This window comes from Streptomyces sp. NPDC006544, from assembly GCF_040611715.1.
In the GTDB taxonomy this organism is placed as follows: Bacteria; Actinomycetota; Actinomycetes; order Streptomycetales; family Streptomycetaceae; genus Streptomyces.
Genome location: NZ_JBEXOV010000036.1, coordinates 1 through 17,856, shown reverse-complemented (window position 1 = coordinate 17,856; position 17,856 = coordinate 1). Strand labels below are relative to the sequence as shown.

General features: G+C 72.5%; 15 protein-coding genes. 6 read left to right on the top strand and 9 right to left on the bottom strand.

All coding sequences use genetic code 11. The features are described from left to right. The first annotated feature begins 66 nt into the window (after nt 1-66). The 3 genes from ABZY44_RS18500 to ABZY44_RS18490 all read left to right on the top strand — a co-directional run bounded on the left by ABZY44_RS18500 (nt 67) and on the right by ABZY44_RS18490 (nt 3,967). Complete coding sequence (locus ABZY44_RS18500) at nt 67-843, top strand: thioesterase domain-containing protein (RefSeq protein ID WP_356655010.1); 777 nt, start codon at nt 67-69, stop codon at nt 841-843. Nucleotides 844-908: 65 nt separating this feature from the next. Then, nucleotides 909-2,789, top strand: coding sequence for a non-ribosomal peptide synthetase (locus tag ABZY44_RS18495; RefSeq protein WP_356655008.1), 1,881 nt, complete (start codon nt 909-911; stop codon nt 2,787-2,789). Next, nucleotides 2,786-3,967 (top strand): argininosuccinate synthase-related protein, encoded by a 1,182-nt coding sequence (locus ABZY44_RS18490; protein WP_356655006.1) that lies wholly within the window; start codon nt 2,786-2,788, stop codon nt 3,965-3,967. The genes ABZY44_RS18495 and ABZY44_RS18490 overlap by 4 nt, the downstream gene beginning before the upstream one ends. Before the next feature lie 54 nt (nt 3,968-4,021). On the opposite strand, the gene ABZY44_RS18485 is transcribed toward ABZY44_RS18490, so the two are convergent. From ABZY44_RS18485 to asnB, 8 genes are read right to left on the bottom strand one after another with little or no spacing between them, the layout of a single operon-like run. Then, nucleotides 4,022-4,711: a hypothetical protein gene (locus ABZY44_RS18485; protein WP_356655004.1), complete on the bottom strand. Its 690-nt coding sequence runs from the start codon at nt 4,709-4,711 to the stop codon at nt 4,022-4,024. Then, nucleotides 4,708-5,619 carry a hypothetical protein gene (locus ABZY44_RS18480; protein WP_356655002.1) on the bottom strand — a complete coding sequence of 304 codons (912 nt, stop codon included), beginning with the start codon at nt 5,617-5,619 and terminating at the stop codon, nt 4,708-4,710. Before ABZY44_RS18480 ends, ABZY44_RS18485 begins: the two co-directional genes overlap by 4 nt. A 41-nt stretch (nt 5,620-5,660) precedes the next feature. Next, entirely contained in the window at nt 5,661-6,500 is an 840-nt protein-coding gene (nadC, locus tag ABZY44_RS18475) for a carboxylating nicotinate-nucleotide diphosphorylase (RefSeq protein WP_356655000.1), read from the bottom strand. Nucleotides 6,501-6,552: 52 nt separating this feature from the next. Next, a complete protein-coding gene (locus ABZY44_RS18470) occupies nt 6,553-9,702 on the bottom strand; it encodes a type 2 lanthipeptide synthetase LanM family protein (protein ID WP_356654998.1) in 3,150 nt (1,049 codons plus the stop codon). A gap of 51 nt (nt 9,703-9,753) precedes the next feature. Continuing rightward, on the bottom strand, nt 9,754-9,948 hold the full coding sequence (locus tag ABZY44_RS18465) for a mersacidin/lichenicidin family type 2 lantibiotic (RefSeq protein WP_356654996.1): 195 nt from the start codon (nt 9,946-9,948) through the stop codon (nt 9,754-9,756). Beyond that, nucleotides 9,941-10,222, bottom strand: a complete 282-nt coding sequence (locus ABZY44_RS18460; RefSeq protein ID WP_356654994.1) for a PqqD family protein — start codon at nt 10,220-10,222, stop codon at nt 9,941-9,943. The genes ABZY44_RS18465 and ABZY44_RS18460 overlap by 8 nt, the downstream gene beginning before the upstream one ends. Beyond that, nucleotides 10,222-10,992 carry a hypothetical protein gene (locus ABZY44_RS18455; protein ID WP_356654992.1) on the bottom strand — a complete coding sequence of 257 codons (771 nt, stop codon included), beginning with the start codon at nt 10,990-10,992 and terminating at the stop codon, nt 10,222-10,224. Before ABZY44_RS18455 ends, ABZY44_RS18460 begins: the two co-directional genes overlap by 1 nt. Continuing rightward, on the bottom strand, nt 10,982-13,198 hold the full coding sequence (gene asnB, locus ABZY44_RS18450; protein ID WP_356654990.1) for an asparagine synthase (glutamine-hydrolyzing): 2,217 nt from the start codon (nt 13,196-13,198) through the stop codon (nt 10,982-10,984). The genes ABZY44_RS18455 and asnB overlap by 11 nt, the downstream gene beginning before the upstream one ends. Before the next feature lie 615 nt (nt 13,199-13,813). Between asnB and ABZY44_RS18445 the strand changes: the two genes are divergently transcribed. Together ABZY44_RS18445 and ABZY44_RS18440 are read left to right on the top strand one after the other, a co-directional pair. Then, nucleotides 13,814-15,133, top strand: a complete 1,320-nt coding sequence (locus tag ABZY44_RS18445; RefSeq protein WP_356654988.1) for an MFS transporter — start codon at nt 13,814-13,816, stop codon at nt 15,131-15,133. A 7-nt stretch (nt 15,134-15,140) separates the two neighbouring features. Next, nucleotides 15,141-16,145, top strand: a complete 1,005-nt coding sequence (locus tag ABZY44_RS18440) for a diiron oxygenase (protein ID WP_356654986.1) — start codon at nt 15,141-15,143, stop codon at nt 16,143-16,145. A gap of 66 nt (nt 16,146-16,211) precedes the next feature. On the opposite strand, the gene ABZY44_RS18435 is transcribed toward ABZY44_RS18440, so the two are convergent. After that, nucleotides 16,212-16,940: a tyrosine-protein phosphatase gene (locus tag ABZY44_RS18435; RefSeq protein ID WP_356654984.1), complete on the bottom strand. Its 729-nt coding sequence runs from the start codon at nt 16,938-16,940 to the stop codon at nt 16,212-16,214. Nucleotides 16,941-17,229: 289 nt separating this feature from the next. On the opposite strand from ABZY44_RS18435, the gene ABZY44_RS18430 reads away from it, so the two are divergent. Continuing rightward, a partial coding sequence (locus tag ABZY44_RS18430) for an FAD binding domain-containing protein (RefSeq protein WP_356654982.1) occupies nt 17,230-17,856 on the top strand: 627 nt, incomplete at its 3' end.

The window sequence follows — 17,856 nt, the reverse complement described above, 5'->3', positions numbered from 1 at the left end:
CGCGGGGGCGCGGCGCGTTCCGCGTCCCGCGCGCAGGGTCCACACCCCTTCCAGGAGAGACAGAGCGTGTCCGCGAGAAACGTCGTCATCAGGGGCGCCGCCCCGCAGGAGGCCGCACTGCGCGTCCTGATCGTTCCGCACGCCGGCGGCGGCGCCGCGAGCGGTCTGGCCTTCGCGCGCCACGCGCCGGCCGACTGGCTCGTCGCCACGGCCCGCATGCCGGGCCGCGAGTCGCGGCTCCGGGAGGAGGTGCCCGGACTGCCCGGGCTGGTCGACGACATCGTGGCCACCCTCCGCTCGCTGCCCGGCACGGCCCCGCTGATCGTCGTAGGAGTGTGCTCGGGGGCCGTCATCGGGCTGGAGGCCGTACGGACCGTGCAGCGCGAGGACGGGGAGCGTGTCCCCGGTCCGGTCGCGGGCCTGGTGGCCGTCTCGCAGTGGGCGGTGACGCAGGAGCCGGATCCCGGCCGGCCCTCCCTGCGGGACACGGACGAGCCCGCCCGCGTCCTGGAGGTCCTCGAGGAGTTCGGCGGGGTCCCCGCCGCGCTCCGCGGCGACGCGGAGGTGCTCGCGCTGGTGCTGCCGGCCGTCGTGGCGGACATGCGGGCCGTCGAGGGCTACGTGTCCGGACCGGACCCGCTCCTCGCGTGCCCGCTGCTGACCGTGTTCGGCGACGGGGACGCGCTGTGCCCCGACGAGCGGACCGCCGACTGGTCCCTGTTCAGCCAGGACGTCCGCAGCGTCCTGGTCCCGGGCGGGCACATGCTGCTGGCGGAGGATCCCGAGGTCCTGGTGGACGCCCTCGCGGGCAGCCTCGACCACTTCGCCGCCGTCCGCCGCTAGGGGCCGGCCCGCACCGGCAGCCCCCTTCTCGTGCTCACCGCTCCGCCCGACGTGAGGTTCACTCCATGACGACCGCCGCAGCCGATCCCGGACACCGGATCGACGTCCTCCTGCTCGAACGGTGGAACAGCCGCCCCGAGCTCCCCGCGCTGATCTTCGAAGACACCGTGCTCACCGCGGGCGAGCTGAGGGACCGGGTCCTGCGGGCCGCCGACGCGCTGCGTGCGCGGGGCGTCCGTCCCGGGGACCGGGTCGCGGTGTACCACGAGCGGTCCGTGGAGTTCGTGGTGGCCGTGCTCGGCTCGGTGTTCGCGGGTGCCGCCCACGCGGCCTTCGACGTGAACGAGCCGCTGCGGCGGACCCTCGGGACCCTCGAGGACTGCGCTCCCCGGGTGCTGCTGACCGCCTCCGCGCTGCGGTCCCGCCTCGCCGGGGTCCCCGGCCTCCTCGTGCTGACGGACGAGGAGTACGCGGCCCCGTCCGACCGGGAGCCGGTACCGGGACCGGATGCGCGAGCCCTCCCCGGGTCCGCGGACGATCCCGCCGTGGTCATCTACACCTCCGGCTCCACGGGCCGCCCGAAGGCCTCGCTGATCAGCCACCGGGCCCTGGTCTCCCGGCTCCGGGCCCTGCAGGACACGCACCGCATGGACGAGCGCGACCGGATGATCCACCACACCGTGTGCACCTTCGACATGTACCTCTGCGAGCTCTACTGGCCGCTCCTGGCCGGGGCCACCGTCGTGATCGCCGCGCCGGGCCGCCAGCGCGACGCCGACCACCTCGCGGCGCTGATCCGCGACCACCGGATCACCACGTTCTACTGCGTGGTGTCCCTGCTCGAACTGTTCCTGCTGACCCGCGATCCGGCCGAGCGCTACGACGGACTGCGCCAGGTCCTGACGGGCGGCGAGCCGCTCGCACCCGAGCTGGTCAAGCGCTTCCACGCACGCTCCACGGCCACGCTCACCAACCTCTACGGCCCCAGCGAGTGCACCCTCTACTGCACGGCCTGGGTGTGCCCGCGCGATCCGGACCCCGAGACGGTGTTCATCGGCGCGGCCATCCGCGACACCGAGCTGTGGATCCTCGACGAGAGCGGCGCCCCGGTTCCCGAGGGGGAGCCGGGCGAGCTCCACATCGGCGGCGCCGGCCTCGCCCTCGGATACCTCAACCGGCCCGAGCTCACCGCGCAGCGGTTCCTCGAGGGCCCGCCGGTGCGTCCCGGCGGCCGCCTCTACCGCTCCGGCGACCTGGTCCGGTCCCGTCCCGACGGGGTCCTCGAATTCCTGGGCCGCGTCGACGGACAGGTGAAGATCCGGGGGATCCGCGTGGAGCTCGGCGAGATCGAGGCCACCGCCACCCGGTGCCGGGGCGTCCGGCAGACGGCGGTCGTCGCGCACGGCACGGGCAGCGGCAAGAGGCTCACGGCGTTCGTGGTGCCCGAGGAGGACGCACGGACCCAGGACCTGGCCCCGGCCGTCCGGGAACTGCTGCGCGCCTGGCTGCCGCACCACATGGTGCCCACGGCCATCGAGACCGTCGGCGAGCTGCCGCTGACGGCGAACGGCAAGACGGACCGCCTCCTGCTGGAGGAGTGGGCCGCGAAGCGCGCGGCCGACGCGGCCGCCGCCCGCCCGGAACGGGTCGCGGAGGGGGTCCCGCCGGACGGCCCGCGGTCCGTCGCTCCCGCGGCGTCGGCCCAGGCGCTGGCCTCCGTGGTGTCCCAGGTGTGGTGCGAGGTGCTCGAGGTGGCCGCCGTCGGTCCCGACGAGGACTTCTTCGACCTCGGAGGCGACTCCTTCAAGGTCGTCCACGTCGTCGGGAGGCTCCGGGAGCGGCTGGGCGTCGCCGGCATTCCGCTGGCGGCTCTGCTGACCGCGCCGGTCTTCACGGAGTTCACCGAGGAGCTGCGGCGCATCATGGAACAGGAGACCGCACGGTGAAGGCTTCCGTACCCAGACCCCTCGTCCGGTCGTTCGCCGACCTCTCCCCGCAGCGGTTCGACCGCGCGCGTCCCCTGGTCACGCTCTTCAGCGGGGGCCTGGACAGCAGCTACCTCCTCCACCGGCTGACGACGGCCGGGTTCACCGACATCCACGCCGTCAGCGTCGACCTGGGCGCCGGCGAGGACATGGACGAGCTGCGGCTCGTCACCGACCAGCTCGGGGTCGGCCTGCACGTCGTCGACGGACGCACCAGGTTCGCCGAGGAGTACGTGCGCCCGGCGATCGCCGCGCAGGCCGTGTACCTCGGCACCCACCCGATCAGCTCCTCACTGAGCAGGCCGCTGATCGCCGAGCTGGCCATGGACGTGGCGGACGGCCTCGGCGCGTCGGGCGTCCTGCACACGGCCAACCGCTCGCAGAACACCCTGCGCCGGCTCAACGGCGCGTTCCGCCTGCTGGGCTACGGGGGCCAGTACGGCACGCCCTACGACCTCGACCCGGTGGACCGGGAGGAGAAGGCCCGGGAGCTGGAGTCGATCGGGCTCGTCCACATGAGCAAGCGGATCGCCAGCATCGACGCGAACCTGTGGTGCCGGGAGTTCGAGTCCGGGATCCTCGACGACCCCGAGGAGCACACCGTCCCCGAGCACCTGTACGCCTGGAGCGTGCGCGGGGAGGGGACGCCGGAGGAGGGCGTGGAGATCGGCTTCGAGGCCGGCGTGCCCGTCCTGGTCAACGGGGTCCGCCTCCCGCTGCGCATGCTCGTCGAGCACCTCAACCACCGGGTGGGCGCCCACGGGATCGGCCGCTACAGCGGGCTCGAACACCTCCCCGGCGGCCGCAAGGTCATGGAGCTGCGCGAGATGCCGGCCGCGGAGATCCTGCTGAAGACCTACCGCCACCTGGAGACGGCGACGCTGGACGCGGAGACCATCCGGGAGAAGATGCACCTCGAGCAGGTGTGGGTGCGCGAGGCGCTGGAGGGGCGCTGGTTCGGTGAACTGCGCAGGGCGAGCCAGTGCTTCATCGACTCCTGCGCCGCACGGGTCACCGGAACCGTCCGCTGGCGCCTGCGGCAGGGCTCGGCCGAGACCCGGTCGATCGTCGCCCCTTCCCCCCTCTACGTGCGCCATCGGGAGGACTGGGAGCGGGAGTCGATCCGCGAGGACGGCTGAGCGGGGCGCCGGCCGACGCGGGCGCCGGCCGGCGGCGCCGGGCGGCGCCCCGGCTCAGGGGCGCGCGGGCGCGTTCTCCATGTGCCGGCCGACCTCGCGCGAGACGATCTTGAAGCAGGAGTGCTCGTCCAGGGCGGTGTCCACGAGCACGCCCTCGAACTTGCTCCGGACGATCTCGAAGGCGTCGATCCGCTCGTTGAAGAGCACGGGGTCGACGAAATCGTCGCGCTCCGCCTCGCGGGAATTGATCCGCTTGCGGGCCTCGATGAAGCTCACCCGGGTGAAGAACGCCACGTGCGGGGTGGGGAACTCGGAGATGATGTCCGAGATGACGCGCCACTGGGTGGGCGTGAACCCGCTGGAGGAGATGACCGCCTCGCAGATCGCCGAGTAGAGGTAGCGGTCGACGATGACCGCGTACCCCGCGTCGAGCAGCGGGAGGATCCTGGTCCTGATGGTGTTGAGCCGGTCGCCGGTCACCGCCAGGAACATCGAGAAGATGTCGACCCGGCCCTCGGACTCCGCGGTCAGCGGGTCCTTCTTGTACTCCGTGAACAGACGGAGCGTCTTGGCCTCGTTGCTCGGCAGCTTGAACACGCGGACCCGGTAGCCGTTCCTGCGCAGGGTCCCCTTGAGGCGCCTGATGCTCGTCGTCTTCCCGGACCCGTCGACTCCGGAGAAGCTGACGAGCAGCCCCCGCTCGGGCCGGGGGCCGGTCGCGAGGGGGACGGGAATGCTGATCACTGTGCGCTCCGGGTGATGAGTTCCGTGATGAATTGCATGTTGCGCTGAGGGTTGAAGAGCAGCCCTTCGGACGCGTTGGGCCGGTTGGCCTTGAAGGAGGGGCCCAGCCGCCGGATCAGGTCGATGAGCCTCAGGAACCGCGCGTCGCGGAGCAGCTCGTCGTGGACGCCGGAGCGGAGGAAGGAGTAGTACGTGAAGTCGTTCGCGTAGAGCGGCATGCGACCTCCGTACACCTCGGGCGTGATCTTGAACGGTACGCCGCGCAGCGGGTTCCCGGGCCAGGTGGTGCCCGGCTCCCGGTCGTGCGCGGCGTCCGTGATGTGGCCTCCGGTCAGCACGCGGGCGATGTTCGACTTCTGGAACATCTCGGGGTCGCGGCCGCGGTCGGGCAGGGCGGCTATCAGTCCGTCCACGCCCGGGGCCGTCCGGATGCCGTGGATGCTGTGGGCGATGACCGAGGTCTGGTCGTCGCTGGTGAACACCCCGTCGAGGTGCGGCGGGAGGTTGAACCGGGCGTACTTCACCTCGGAGAGCGACTGCACCATGGAGATGCCGGCCTGGTGCCCGGCGACGAAGGGTCCGTGCAGGTTGAGGCCGTTGTAGGTGAAAGCCGAGTTGATCATGAAGGGGAAGGAGAGGGGCCGGCCCGACTCCCGGAGGGGGGCCAGCCGGACGTCGATCGACGCGTAGCGGAGATCGATCTCCTTCGGGTCGAACCCGGCCTCCTCGATCTTGAGGTTGGCCCAGTCGAAGAACTCCGGCTTCACGTAGTCGCGTTCGATCAGGCGCGGAAGGCCGGTCGGAGGCTCCTGGTAGAGATAGTCGCTCAGGCTGAGGCTCTGCAGGTATTCCTCCCGGAGGTCCTGGTCCAGATATCGCACGCTGACATCGAGAACTGCCTTGGGCACGGGCACCTCCTACTCGGGTGGAACGAAACGAAGGGGCGGGGTTACGCGGTCCAGTCGAGGCCGAGGTCCACGGCGCGCGCCGAGTGGGTCAGCGCGCCGATGCTCACGACGTCGACGCCGAGGGCGGAGATGTCCCTGATCCGCTCCCGGGAGACGGAACCCGAGACCTCGATGACGGCCAGCCCGCCGGTGAACTCCACGGCGGTGGCGATCTGCTCGTCGGTGAAGTTGTCGAGGATCACGATGTCGACCCCGACCTCGATCGCCTCGCGCAGCTGCTCCAGGGTGTCGACCTCGCAGGTGATGCGGGTCGCGTGGGTGGCGGCGGCCCGGGAACGGGTCACCGCCGCGGTGATGCCCCCGGCGGCCGCCACGTGGTTGTCCTTGATCAGGACCGCCGCGCCGAGGTCGGACCGGTGGCTGTACCCGCCGCCGCAGCGGACCGCGTACCGCTCCACGATCCGAAGGCCCGGAGTGGTCTTGCGGGTGTCGGTGATGCGGGTGGCGGAGCCCGGGGTCAGGGCGTCGACGAACGAACGGGTCAAGGTCGCGACCCCGCTCATCCGCTGGACGAAGTTGAGCGCCAGCCGCTCGCCCTTCAGGAGCGACTGCGCGGGCCCCGCCAGCGCCACGGCCGCCTTGCCGGCCGTGAGCAGCTCGCCCTCCCGGCACAGCTGCTCCACCTCGACCCGCGGGTCGAGTTGGGCGAAGACCTCCCGGACCAGGGCCCCGCCGCAGAAGACGAGGTCCTCCCGGGCCGCCACGACCGCGCGGCCCTCGGCCTCGGGCGGGACGCACGCGTCCGTGGTGGTGTCGCCGCGGCCGAGGTCCTCGATCAGGCAGCGGGCGACGAGCTCGCGGATGACGGGCAGTTCGAGCATGTTCTTTCCATTTCTCACGGTGGGGGAGCGGGAGCCTTCGGAGGGTTCGGCCTCAGGTCCCCAGCAGGAGGACGTCGGGCACCGCGCGTCCGGGCAGTGCGGTGCGGAGCAGGCCGTAGCCGATTCCCGCCGCGCCGTTCATCAGGCCCGGCACCCACAGGCGGTGCGGAACGCCCGTGCGCACGTCGTCCGCGAGGACGCGGTGCGCCACTGACGTCGCCGCCCGGCGGGCCTCGTCGACGAGGGCCTGGTCGCCGCAGCTCTCACCGGCGGTGCGCAGAGCTTCCGCCAGGCCGAGGGTGCCGTGGCACAGCGAGTCGTTGCCGACCCCCGTCCGCAGGGCATCCCGTACGGCGGAGAGCTCCGGGCGGCCGGCGAGCCCGGCCCCGCCGCGCCGCGCGGTGGCCAGCAGCGTGCCGGCGGCGCCCCGGCACCAGGCGATGACGCCGGCGTCCGTGCCGGGGCCGGTGTCCGTGCCCGCGCCGGGGTCCGTGCCGGCCGTGGGGCAGGCCTCGGCCAGGGCGCGGGAGGCGGCCGCGGCGAAGCGGGGCTCACCGGTCAGGTCCGCGATCGCGGACAGCGCGTAGGCCCGGCCGGCCCGTCCGTGCCCGAATCCCGGGGCCCCCATGGGCAGCGGGTCGCCGTCCAGGAGGATCTCGCCCGCCCGGCGCACGGCCTCGCGGGTCGCCTGCCCGGGCCCGGCGGCGTCCAGGGCGATCAGGGCGAGCGCGGCTCCGGCGGCTCCGGCCACGATGTCGCAGGGGTCGAAGGGCGCGCCGTCCTCGAGGTTCTGCCGTACCGCGGGCACGAGGGAGCGGGCCGCGCCGAGGAGTGCGGGATCCTCCCACAGCCGCCCGGCCCGGGCGAGGAGGAGCAGCACCCCGCACAGGTCCTCGTACCCTCCGACGGGCATCCCCCGGAGGTCCTCCGGTTCGGGCATGCCCTCGGGATCGGCCAGGGCGTCCACGACCTCGCGCGCCACGTGCCCGTAGCGGTCGACGCCGGTGGCGGCGGCCAGTTCCGCCAGGAACAGGGCGATGCCGCTCACGCCGGAGTAGAGCCCGAGCCCGCTGGACCCGACCACCCAGTACCGCTCGCCGACCAGGTTGAGGTTGGCCCACTCCACGACGCCGTCCCCGCCGCGCCGGACGGACGCGAGCAGCCGGTCCCCGATGCGGGACGCGGCGGCGAGCGCGGCGTCCGGGTCCGGCTCCGGGGCCGTGTCCCGCGGCCCGCGCGGGCCGGCCGGTCCGCGTTCCTGGGCGTGCCCGCCGAGCTCGCGCGTGGCCTGGGAGGCCCGCACGAACCAGAGCTGCTCCCGCAGGTGTTCCTCGCTCAGTGCCGCCAGCCGCCGCCGGGCGGTCTCCAGTCCGCTGCGCCGGAAGAAGCCCTCCGCGACCACGCCGTCGTCGTCGGACAGCGCCGTACCGGCGGGCCTGGCGGTGAAGGAGGGGACGTCACCGCGGGCCAGCTGGCGGCGCTCGCTCGCCAGGACCGCCGCATCGCCCTCCCCGTCCGGATCCAGCGCCTCCATGAGGTAGGCCCGGTCCAGGCCGTCCCGCAGCAGGTCGGGGTGGAAGGACTCCTCCAGGACCGCCTTGTAGGCGGAGGTGTTGCGCAGGACGGTGCGGACCTCGTCGTCGGCGAACGCGTCCAGTGCGGGCAGCAGTTCGTCGCGTCCGGCGAGCAGCAGCCGGTAGCAGTCCTCGAAGCCCTCGCTCAGCCGCGGGAACATCGCCGACGGGTCGGCGGGCCGGCCGTCCAGGACGGGCCGGTTGCCGGACTCCGGTACGGGGAGCCGCTCGCGGACGATCCGCACCCGGTCGGTGCCGGCGCCGGCGAGGACGAGTTCGGGACGGATCTCCAGCTCGCCGGGGACGGGACCGCCCGCCATGGCACTGATCTCCATGGCGTGCAGCCCGGTCGCGTCGGCCCGCACCACGCGCTGCGGCAGCAGTCCCACGGCGAGGACCGAGGCGCGCAGCAGCAGGTCCACGGGGTCGGCCTCGGCCGGATCCGCGGACTCGGCGTGGAAGATCGCCTCGAGGTCGATGAACGCCGGGTGCTCACCGGCCGCGATCAGGTTCTCCAGGTGCAGGTCGGAGCAGCCCAGGACGTGGAAGAGCGCGAGATGGGCGCCCAGCCGCCACGCGAACCTGCCGAGGGCGTCCGCGTCCGCGCAGGGCGCGGCGTCGACGAAGGCGCTCCAGCCGTGGTCGGGACGTTCCAGGAGCTCCGAGGTCCGCAAGGGGTGGCGGGGACCGCGCTCGTTGATCCAGTCCAGGAGCCGGTTCACGTGGGTGTCGACGGCGAGGCTGCGCGGCTTGTGGACGAGCCGGACGTACCGGGTCGCGTCGCGGAAGCCGACGACGGCCACCGTGCGCCCGCCGCGGTGGGCGTCGCCGGCACCGAAGGTGATGTCGGCGACGTCGCCGAGGCCCTCGCCGGGGACCCCGAACCGCGCGCGGAGCTCGGCGAAGTCGGCGCTCAGACGCTCGGCGAACTCGGCCCGGACCTCGATCCACTGCCGTACGTGGCCGACGAGGCCGCGGGCCAGTACGGGATGCCGGGCCAGCAGGTCCAGGGCCCGCGCGGGCTCCCGCAGCTGCGCGCCGAAGGCCTCGTGGCGGGCTTCGGGGGTCGCACCGTCGAGCCGGCCCTCCAGCCGGGCGGCGTTGATCTCCAGCGCCATGGTGCGCTGGACCATGGCGCGCAGGGTGGTGGTGTCCGGGGCGAACAGCGGGTGCCCGTGAGGCAGCAGCCGGTGCGCGGGAGCGAGGCGGGCGCGGAGCTCCTCGCGCGCCCAGGCCGTCAGCGGACCCAGCCAGTCCAGCCGGCCGGGGGCCACGTCGCCGCCCTCCGGGGGGACGGGGTGCGCGGCGAGGTCCGCTCCGGCGAACCGCTGCCAGGCGTCGACGAGTACGCGTACCCAGTCCGGCGTGCCGGGGAGCCGCAGCTTCAGTTCCCGCGGTGACTCCGCCGCCAGCAGGGCGACTTGGCCGGGCGTGACGTTCCACCGCGCGCCCAGCACGTCGGGCCCGGTGCGCAGCCCGGGGACGAGCACGCCCTCCTGCCACAGGCGGACCCGAGCGGTCCCGCGCTCGAGCTCCCCGGGATCCGGCTCCGGACCCCCGGCCGGGCGGCGCTCCGCAGGGGTGAGCCCCGCCCACCAGCGCGCGTCGTCGAGGAATTCGTCCAGCACCGTCTTGCCTTTCGTTCTGTTCCCGCTCGTTGTGCCGTTCCCGTCGCCCCGCTAGTCCCGGTCCAGTCCCGGTACCTCGATGTCGCCCGCCGGATGGGCGGGCAGCGCGGCGCGTGCGAGCTCGTCGAGGGAGGCTCGGAACAGGGGGTCGCGCCAGGCCCTGACCACGTCCGCGGCCGTCGCCGCGGACGCGTCCGGCGCATCCGGCACGGAGGGCGCGGCCGACGCGTCCGGTGCGTCAGACACGGACGGCCCCGTACGCGACGAGCTCGGCGAGGACCTCGACGGTGTCCTCGACGGCCGTCTCCACGTCGATCTCGTACTCCTCGGCGAGCAGTTCACCGATGCGGCCCACGGAGCGCACCCCGTCGATCCGCTTCCAGATGAACGCCGTCGTCTCGGGGAGCTCGAAGGCCTGCTCGGGGACCGCGACCACCAGGGCGCCGCGGATCTTGCGGACCCGGATGTCGGGGCGGACGGTGGGGACGGACGCGCGGGTCACCGGACCGGTCGTACTCATCAGATGTCCACTTCCATCGCGATGCCGCGGCAGACCGTGAGCACCTCGTTGATCCAGAGACCGGGCCGGCCGGGGTCGAACGACCGCATCGTCTCCAGGGCCCAGTACGTGTCGAACGGCAGGACGGCCGGGGCGGTGGCCCGCAGCTTGCGCGCCCGCCACTTCTCGCCCGGGCCGCACTCGCCCTCGGAGGCGAGGAGCGCGTCGACCGTGTAGTGGAACGCGGCCCGTGCGGAGAGCACGGCGCTGTCCAGGTCACCGGCCTCCAGCTGGCCCACCGCGTCCTCGATGCGGGAGTCGGCCATGTTCAGGATGCGGGCCGCGACGATGGAGCGGAACGCGGAGGCCTCCGCCTCGGCGCGCCACCGCGCCAGCAGTTCCCGGCCGCCCGCCGGCACGCCGAAGGCGAGCCGGTCGACCAGCTGGACCTCGCGCAGCGAGAGTTCCTCGGGGCCCTTCTCGAAGGCGGCCCAGTCGACCTTGGCCAGGACCTGCTCCACCTGGCCGCGGGTCCAGTACCGGACGTCCCAGCGCATCGGGCCGACGAAGGTCTCCTCGCCCAGGACGACCGAGGGGGTGAGCGGTACCGGATGGCGCGAGGCGTCCCGGCCCGTCCACGGCTCCTCGGAGATCACGTACAGGTCCACGTCGCTGGAGGCGTTGCCCCAGCCCCGGACCAGCGAGCCGGCTTCGAAGACGCAGACCCAGGAGGCGGGCAGCAGGCCGAGCGTGCGCAGCTCCTCCACCTGGTGCGTGTGGTCATCGGACACGGACGGCTCCCTTCGGGGCGGCCTCGACGACGAGGCCGAGGTCGAGCACGTCTTCCAGCTGCGGTCGCAGCCCGTCCAGGGACAGGCCGGCGGAGGCCAGCACCTTCTCCAGGGAGGTCTCTCCGTCCAGGGAGCGCAGCAGCGCGGTCAGGGCGGGTTCCTCGTCCTCGTCGAGGACGAACTCGCACGTTCCGTCGACCAGCAGGTACCAGGTGCCGGGCTGGGCCGGCGCGCAGGCGAGCACGGTGTCGGAGCGCATCGCGTACACGGCTTCCGGGTCCACCGGGGTCCGCTGGAGGGTGAGTTCGCGGATCTGCTCCTCGGCGTCCTCCCAGTCCGCGTACGGATGGGTCACGGGCTGCGGGGCCTTGGAAGCGGCCGCCGGGTGGACGGGCAGCTCCGCGGTCATGCGTTCCAGCAGACCGAGGTTGACCAGCCGCAGCAGGTGTTCGACGCTGCCGTTCTCGGGGTCGCGCTCCAGGCGCCGCAGGCTCTCGCGGACGCCGTCCTGGTGGATGAACTCGCGGGCCCGCTCGGAGGAGAACGCCTCCTCGAGGAGAGCGTCGCCGCCCTGCGCCAGCATGCGGGTGAAGGTGCGGTAGGTGTGCCGCTGCCCCTCGCCGTGGAAGAAGGGGACCTTGGGGCGGCGGATCAGTTCCTCGGGGAGGATGCCGACCATCGCCTCGCGCAGGATCCGCTTGTCCCAGAGAAGGTTCGCGCGCCGGGCGGCGGGGATCGAGGTCACGAGCTCGACCAGGCGGTGGTCGAGGAACGGCACGCGGGCCTCGACGCTGTTGCCCGCGGCCGTGCGGTCCTCGTGCCAGACGTTGTACTGCTGGAGGCTGCGGTACTTCCAGGCGACGAACGCGTCGTAGGGGTCGGCGAAGCCGTCGTCCCGGGTGCCGCGCACGGCCGCGTCCTTCAGCAGCGGCAGGTCGGAGACCTCCCACCAGCCCGCCATCCGGGGCTGCTCGTCCAGGGAGGTGCGGCGGGCCATGGCGCCGATGTTGGCGAGGAAGTCGTCCCAGTCGCCGCCACCGGCGTACCCGATGGCGTAGCCGCCGTTGAACTCGTCGGCCGCGGCGCCCAGCAGCATGCCCTTGATCTCGGGATGCCGCAGGCGTGCGTGGCGGTGCAGTTCGTACTTGTAGAACTGCTCGGGGCTGCACAGGGGCGTCTCGGTGAGCCAGAGCAGGTTCTTCCACTCCTCGATCCCGGGCACCCGGTCGCGGTCGAAGAGGATCTGCTCGTTCGGTACGCCGAGCAGCCGCGCCGCGCGGTGGCTCCACTCGGCGTCGCCGTTGAGCACGGTCGACCCGGTGAGCACGCTGAAGGTCCGCAGCCCGCTCTGGCCGGCCAGCGCGGCCACCGCGGAGGAGTCGACGCCGCCGCTGAGGAAGAGGCCGAGCTCGGCGTCGGCCATGGCGCAGTCGCGTACGGACTCCGCGAGGAGGTCCCGGTAGCGCGCGATGTACTCCTCGTCGGAGGCGTCGGAATCGGCGGCCGCACCGGGGAGCGACCAGTAGCGGTGCTCGCGGGTGGCGCCGTCCTTGAGGTCGATCTCCATCACCGTGGCCGCCGGGGCCAGGTGGATGTCCTCGAACCAGGTGTTGACGGGCTCGTGCACGAGGGCGGGCGCCGAGCTCATCCCGTAGTCGGCGAGCGCGCCGCTCCAGTCCAGCCGTCGCGGTGTGGCGGGGTCGGCGAAGAGCGCCTTGATCTCGGAGGCGAAGACGATCCGCTCGCGGTTGCGGTGGTAGAAGAGCGGCTTGATGCCGAACCGGTCGCGGGCGAAGAGGAGTTTGCCGCGCTTGCGGTCCCAGAGGACCACGGCGATCATGCCGTTGACCCGGTCGAGGAAGTTCAGCCCGTCGCGCTGGTAGAGGTGCAGCAGCACCTCGCAGTCCGACTGCGTCTTGAAACGGGCGCCCGCGGGCAGGGACGCCGCCAGCTCACGGTGGTTGTAGACCTCGCCGTTGGCGATCAGGACGACGGAGCCGTCCTCACTGACCAGCGGCTGACCTCCGCCCACGGGGTCCACCAGGGACAACCGGGTGAAGGCGAGGCCCACCTGGTCCTCGCGCAGCAGCCGCTCGTCGTCGGGGCCGCGGTGGGCGAGCGTGCACGCCACGTCGCGCAGCAGCTCGTCGGCAGCGGGGGTCAGCATGCCGCCGTCGATCCGGGCAACACCGGCGATTCCGCACATGTAATTCACCTTCGTCGTGCCCCGGGCGGTGACCCGGGAGAAAAGCGGGTACGCGTCACGCCCGGACGGGCGTGACGCGTACTCGGCAAGGCATTTACTTGGTCATCGCGATGACCGTGCCGAAGTCGACCTTCTTGGCCGACGGCTTGATGTACTTCTTCATGCGTAATCACCTCCATTCTTAAAAGGAATAGAGGACGCAAGGACTAAGCGGTCGCCGTGGGGCAGCAACGTCGGAATGGAATATTCCGGCGCGAATGCCGCCCCCATCGACCGCCCCGTTCGCAAACCGAGACGGTCGCCTTCGCCGACCCTGTGCCGACGTGCCCCCAAACCAGATCTACCCACGTCAAAGGCGTGTCTCGACCGGCGACAGCATTGTTACGGCCTGGTAGATCATCCGTCAACCCCCGTTTGCAGCTGACCTGATGAGGTCTGAGAGGCCCCCCGAGGGGGGCCCGAGGGGGGTTGCGCGCGGCATTCCTTTAATTCGGCCACCGGTTCCCATTGGCCGGGGACGGGGAGTGCGGGGAAGATCACACGAGATGGCGCGGAAGAATCGGACATGCCCGGAACCGAACGGTATGCCGGGCCGTCCGGCACGCTCCTACCGGCATGTCGACACGAAATCAACACGTGTTTCCCCGGAGTGGCAGTGATACAGTCGTGATCATGAATCTGCGCAAGTCACGGGCTCCGAGCGGCCCCTTGGGTGATAACAGATTCCGTCTTCTCTGGTTCGGTCAGACCCTTTCCTACGCCGGCAGCGCCATATTTCCTGTCGCACTCACCCTGGCCTTGGTGCGGGACATCGGATCGGCCACCGACCTGGGCCTGGTCCTGGCCAGCGCCGCGGTGGGCGAAGGTCTCTTCCTCCTCGTGGGCGGCGTCTGGGCCGACCGGCTGCCCCGGCAGAAGGTGATGATGGCCGCGGACGTGATCCGCTGCGTCGCGCACGTCTACATCGGCCTCCAGCTGATCGCCGGCCACGCCGGCCTCCGCGAACTGATGCTCGCGGCCGGCTGCGTCGGAGCGGCCACGGGCTTCTTCCTGCCCGCCTCCAGCGGCCTGGTCCCGTCCACGGTCGAGCCCGAACTCCTGCAGCGGGCCAACGCGTTGATGGCCGTGTCCCGCCGCACCGCGATGTTGGTGGGGCCGGCGGCCGCCACGACCATCGCCCTCACCGTCGGCCCCGGCTGGGCCATGGTGCTGGACGGCGCGACCTTCGCGGTCAACGTCCTGACGCTCAGCCGACTGCGCATCCAGCACGCGGCGCCGCCGCGCGGGACCTTCCTCAAGGACCTCCGCGAAGGATGGGGCGAGGTCCGCGGGCGCACCTGGCTGTGGAGCAACTTCCTCGCCCACGGCTGCTGGAACCTCTCCCGGACCGTCTACTTCACCGTCGGAGCGGCGACGGTCATCACCGGCGCCGGCGGCGAGGTGGCCTGGGGCGTCATCGCGCAGGGCGCGACGGTCGGCGCCCTCACCGGCGCGCTGCTCTCCCTGCGCGTCAAGACCTCCCGGCCGCTGGTGGTGGCCAACTTCTGCCTGGCGCTGGGAGCCATCCCGCTGGCCCTCATCGCGCTCGGCGCGCACACCGCGTTCATCGCCGCGGGGGCCGCCGTCATGTCCTTCGCCCTCGGCCTGATGGGCACCCTGTGGGACACCACCGTCCAGCAGCACGTCCCCGCCGACCGGATATCCCGGGTCTCCGCCTACGACTGGCTGCTGTCCACCGCCCTCAGCCCCCTGGGCATGGCGCTGGCCGGACCCCTGGCCCTCGCCGTCGGAGCCGAGGCCGCGCTCTACGGGGCGGCCGCGCTGATGGCCGTCTCCTGCCTGGGCGTGCTCGCCGTCCCCGAGGTCCGGCACCTGCGGCCCGTCCAGGAGCGGGCCGGCCGCGAAGAGGCCGATCCGATCAGCGCGAACCCGTAGGCCCGGCATGGAGACGACCGCGCCCCGCCCGCACCTGCGCGAGGCCCTCACCCAGCTGGCCGACCCCGAATCGCCGCCGGCGGCCCGGTACCGCAGCAGGTTCGCCCTCTGGGACGCCCGCGCCAGCGTGCGCGTGAAGCCGCCGCGCGTGCTGGACCCCTCTGAGCCCGGCCGGCTCTACTTCCCGCCCGAACTGATGCCGGTGGTCGCGCATCCGCTCGTACGGTCCCGGCCGGACGAGGTGGCCGAGCGGATCCTCACCCAACGGCTGCACCAGTACCTCTACTTCACCACCGAGCTGGAACAAGTCGCCGTGATGCCCGTGACCATGGACATCAGCCGGGGCCGCAGCGGACTCCACCTGCCGCCCGCCATGCGGGAGGACGCCTTCAAGATCACGACGGACGAGGCCTGGCACGCGCAGTTCTCCGACGACCTGTCCCGCCAGGTGGAGGCGCGCACCGGCTTCGCCGCCTGCCTGCCCGACCGGCCGGCCTTCATGGAGCGGCTGGACCGTATCCGCGCGGAGCTCGACCACGACCTGCGCGGAGCGGCCGACCTCGTCTTCTCCATCGTGAGCGAGACCCTCATCTCCTCCATCCTCTCCGACCTCCCCCGGGACAAGCGGCTGCCGCAAGCGGTCAGGGACCTGGTCCAGGACCACGCCGAGGACGAGGGCAAGCACCACGCCTACTTCCGCAGCCTCCTCGAGTTCTTCTGGCAGGCGCTGGACGGGTCGGCGCGCGGGCGGATCGGCCCGCTGGTCCCCTCGCTCATCACGGCGTTCCTGGAACCGGACTACCTGGCCGTCGCCGACGCCCTCGGGGACGCCGGATTCGCCGCCGCCGAGGCGCAGGAGATCATCGCCGACGCCCATCCGGCCGAGGTGACCACCACGGCCATCGGCCGGGCCGCACAGGCGACCACCCGCTACTTCACGGAGGTCGGCGCACTGGACGCACCGCCCACGTACGAGGCCTTCGCGGCCGCCGGGCTCCTGACGGCGCACTGAACGCCGCCCGCCGCCGCGTCGGGGCGAGGCGTCCCGCCCCGCCCCGTCGCGCCCGGTGGCCGCCGGTCAGTTCAGCAGGCGGGCGCGCAGCCGGGCCGTGGTCCCGGGGGTGACGCCGACCTGCTCCGAGAGATAGGCGCCGACGGAGCCGTAGCGGGTGGCGAGGTCGGCGAGGGTCAGGCGCAGCACCTGGGCGGGGGCGCGCCCGTAGGAGGGCCAGCGCATGGTGCGGCCGGGGTTGGCCGCGTGCCAGTCGGCCGTCAGCCGGACGGTGGCCAGCTCCGTCAGCGCGAAGTCCGCGAGGATCTGCTCCTCGTCCACGTCCAGGAGGGTCAGGACGAGTGCGGCGATCAGCCCGGTACGGTCCTTGCCCGAGGTGCAGTGGAAGACCGCCGGCCCGGGGCCTTCGGCGAGCAGCTCGATCGCGGCGCGGATCTCCCGGACGCCGTCCTGCGCCACCTCGGCGAACCGGTCGGCCAGGAAGCGCCAGGGGTCGAGGTCCGGGTCGATCTCGGCCTGGTCGTAGGGCCGGTGTTCGATGCTGAGGTTGGCGTACGTGAACCGCTCGGGCTCCGGTATCCGGCCCTTGGCCTCGATCTCCCACGGGTAGCGCAGATCGATGACGGTGCGGATGCCGAGGCCGAGGAACCGGTCCCAGTCCGCGCCGCGCAGTTTGCCGAGCGAGTCCGCCCGGTAGAGCGCGCCCCAGGCGACGGTGGCGCCGCCGGCCGTGCGATAGCCCCCGAGATCACGGAAGTTGTGGAGTCGTTCGAACTCGATGTGTCGCGTCGTCATAACCCTGATGATCTTCTGCGCCGACCGGAACCGCCAGGGGGATGCCACCCCCGCCCTCCCTCCGCACGGCGGCGGCGAGGTCCGTGCCGTCCTCCGGCCGGCTCAGGAGCGAACCGCTCGTCCACGCCGGCCCGGCGGACGGCGCGGAGCGCACAGGCGGGCTCTACGTTGGGGTCGTTCCACGGAAATCGGTTTGGGTCCGGTCACCACGGTTCATGGGACCGGTGTGTGCAGGCGCTTCGCCCCGGGGCCGTACGTGCCCCACTCGAACGACGAATGAGAGCCCCGCATGGACTTCCTTCGCCCCGCCAGCTGGCAGGAGGCGCTCGCCGCGAAGGCCGAGTACCCCACGGCCGTCCCCATCGCGGGCGGAACGGACGTGATGGTCGAGATCAACTTCGACCACCGCCGGCCCGACCAGCTCCTCGATCTGAACCGCATCGGTCTCCTGCGGGAGTGGGAGGTCGGCGAGGACGTGGTCCGTCTGGGCGCCTCCGTCCCGTACACGCAGATCATGGAGAACCTCCGCGCCGAACTGCCCGGCCTCGCCCTCGCCTCCCACACGGTCGCCTCCCCGCAGATCCGCAACCGCGGCAGCGTCGGCGGCAACCTCGGCTGCGCGTCCCCGGCCGGTGACGCGCACCCCGCGCTGCTCGCGGCGGGCGCCGAGGTCGAGGTGGAGTCCGTGCGCGGCTCCCGGCTGATCCCGATCGACGCGTTCTACACGGGCGTGAAGCGCAACGCGCTGGCCGCCGACGAGCTCATCAAGACCGTCCACGTGAAGAAGGCGGACGGGCCCCAGCAGTACTCCAAGGTCGGCACCCGCAACGCGATGGTCATCGCCGTCTGCGCGTTCGGCCTGGCGCTGCACCCCGAGACCCGCACGGTCCGTACCGGCATCGGTTCGGCCGCGCCG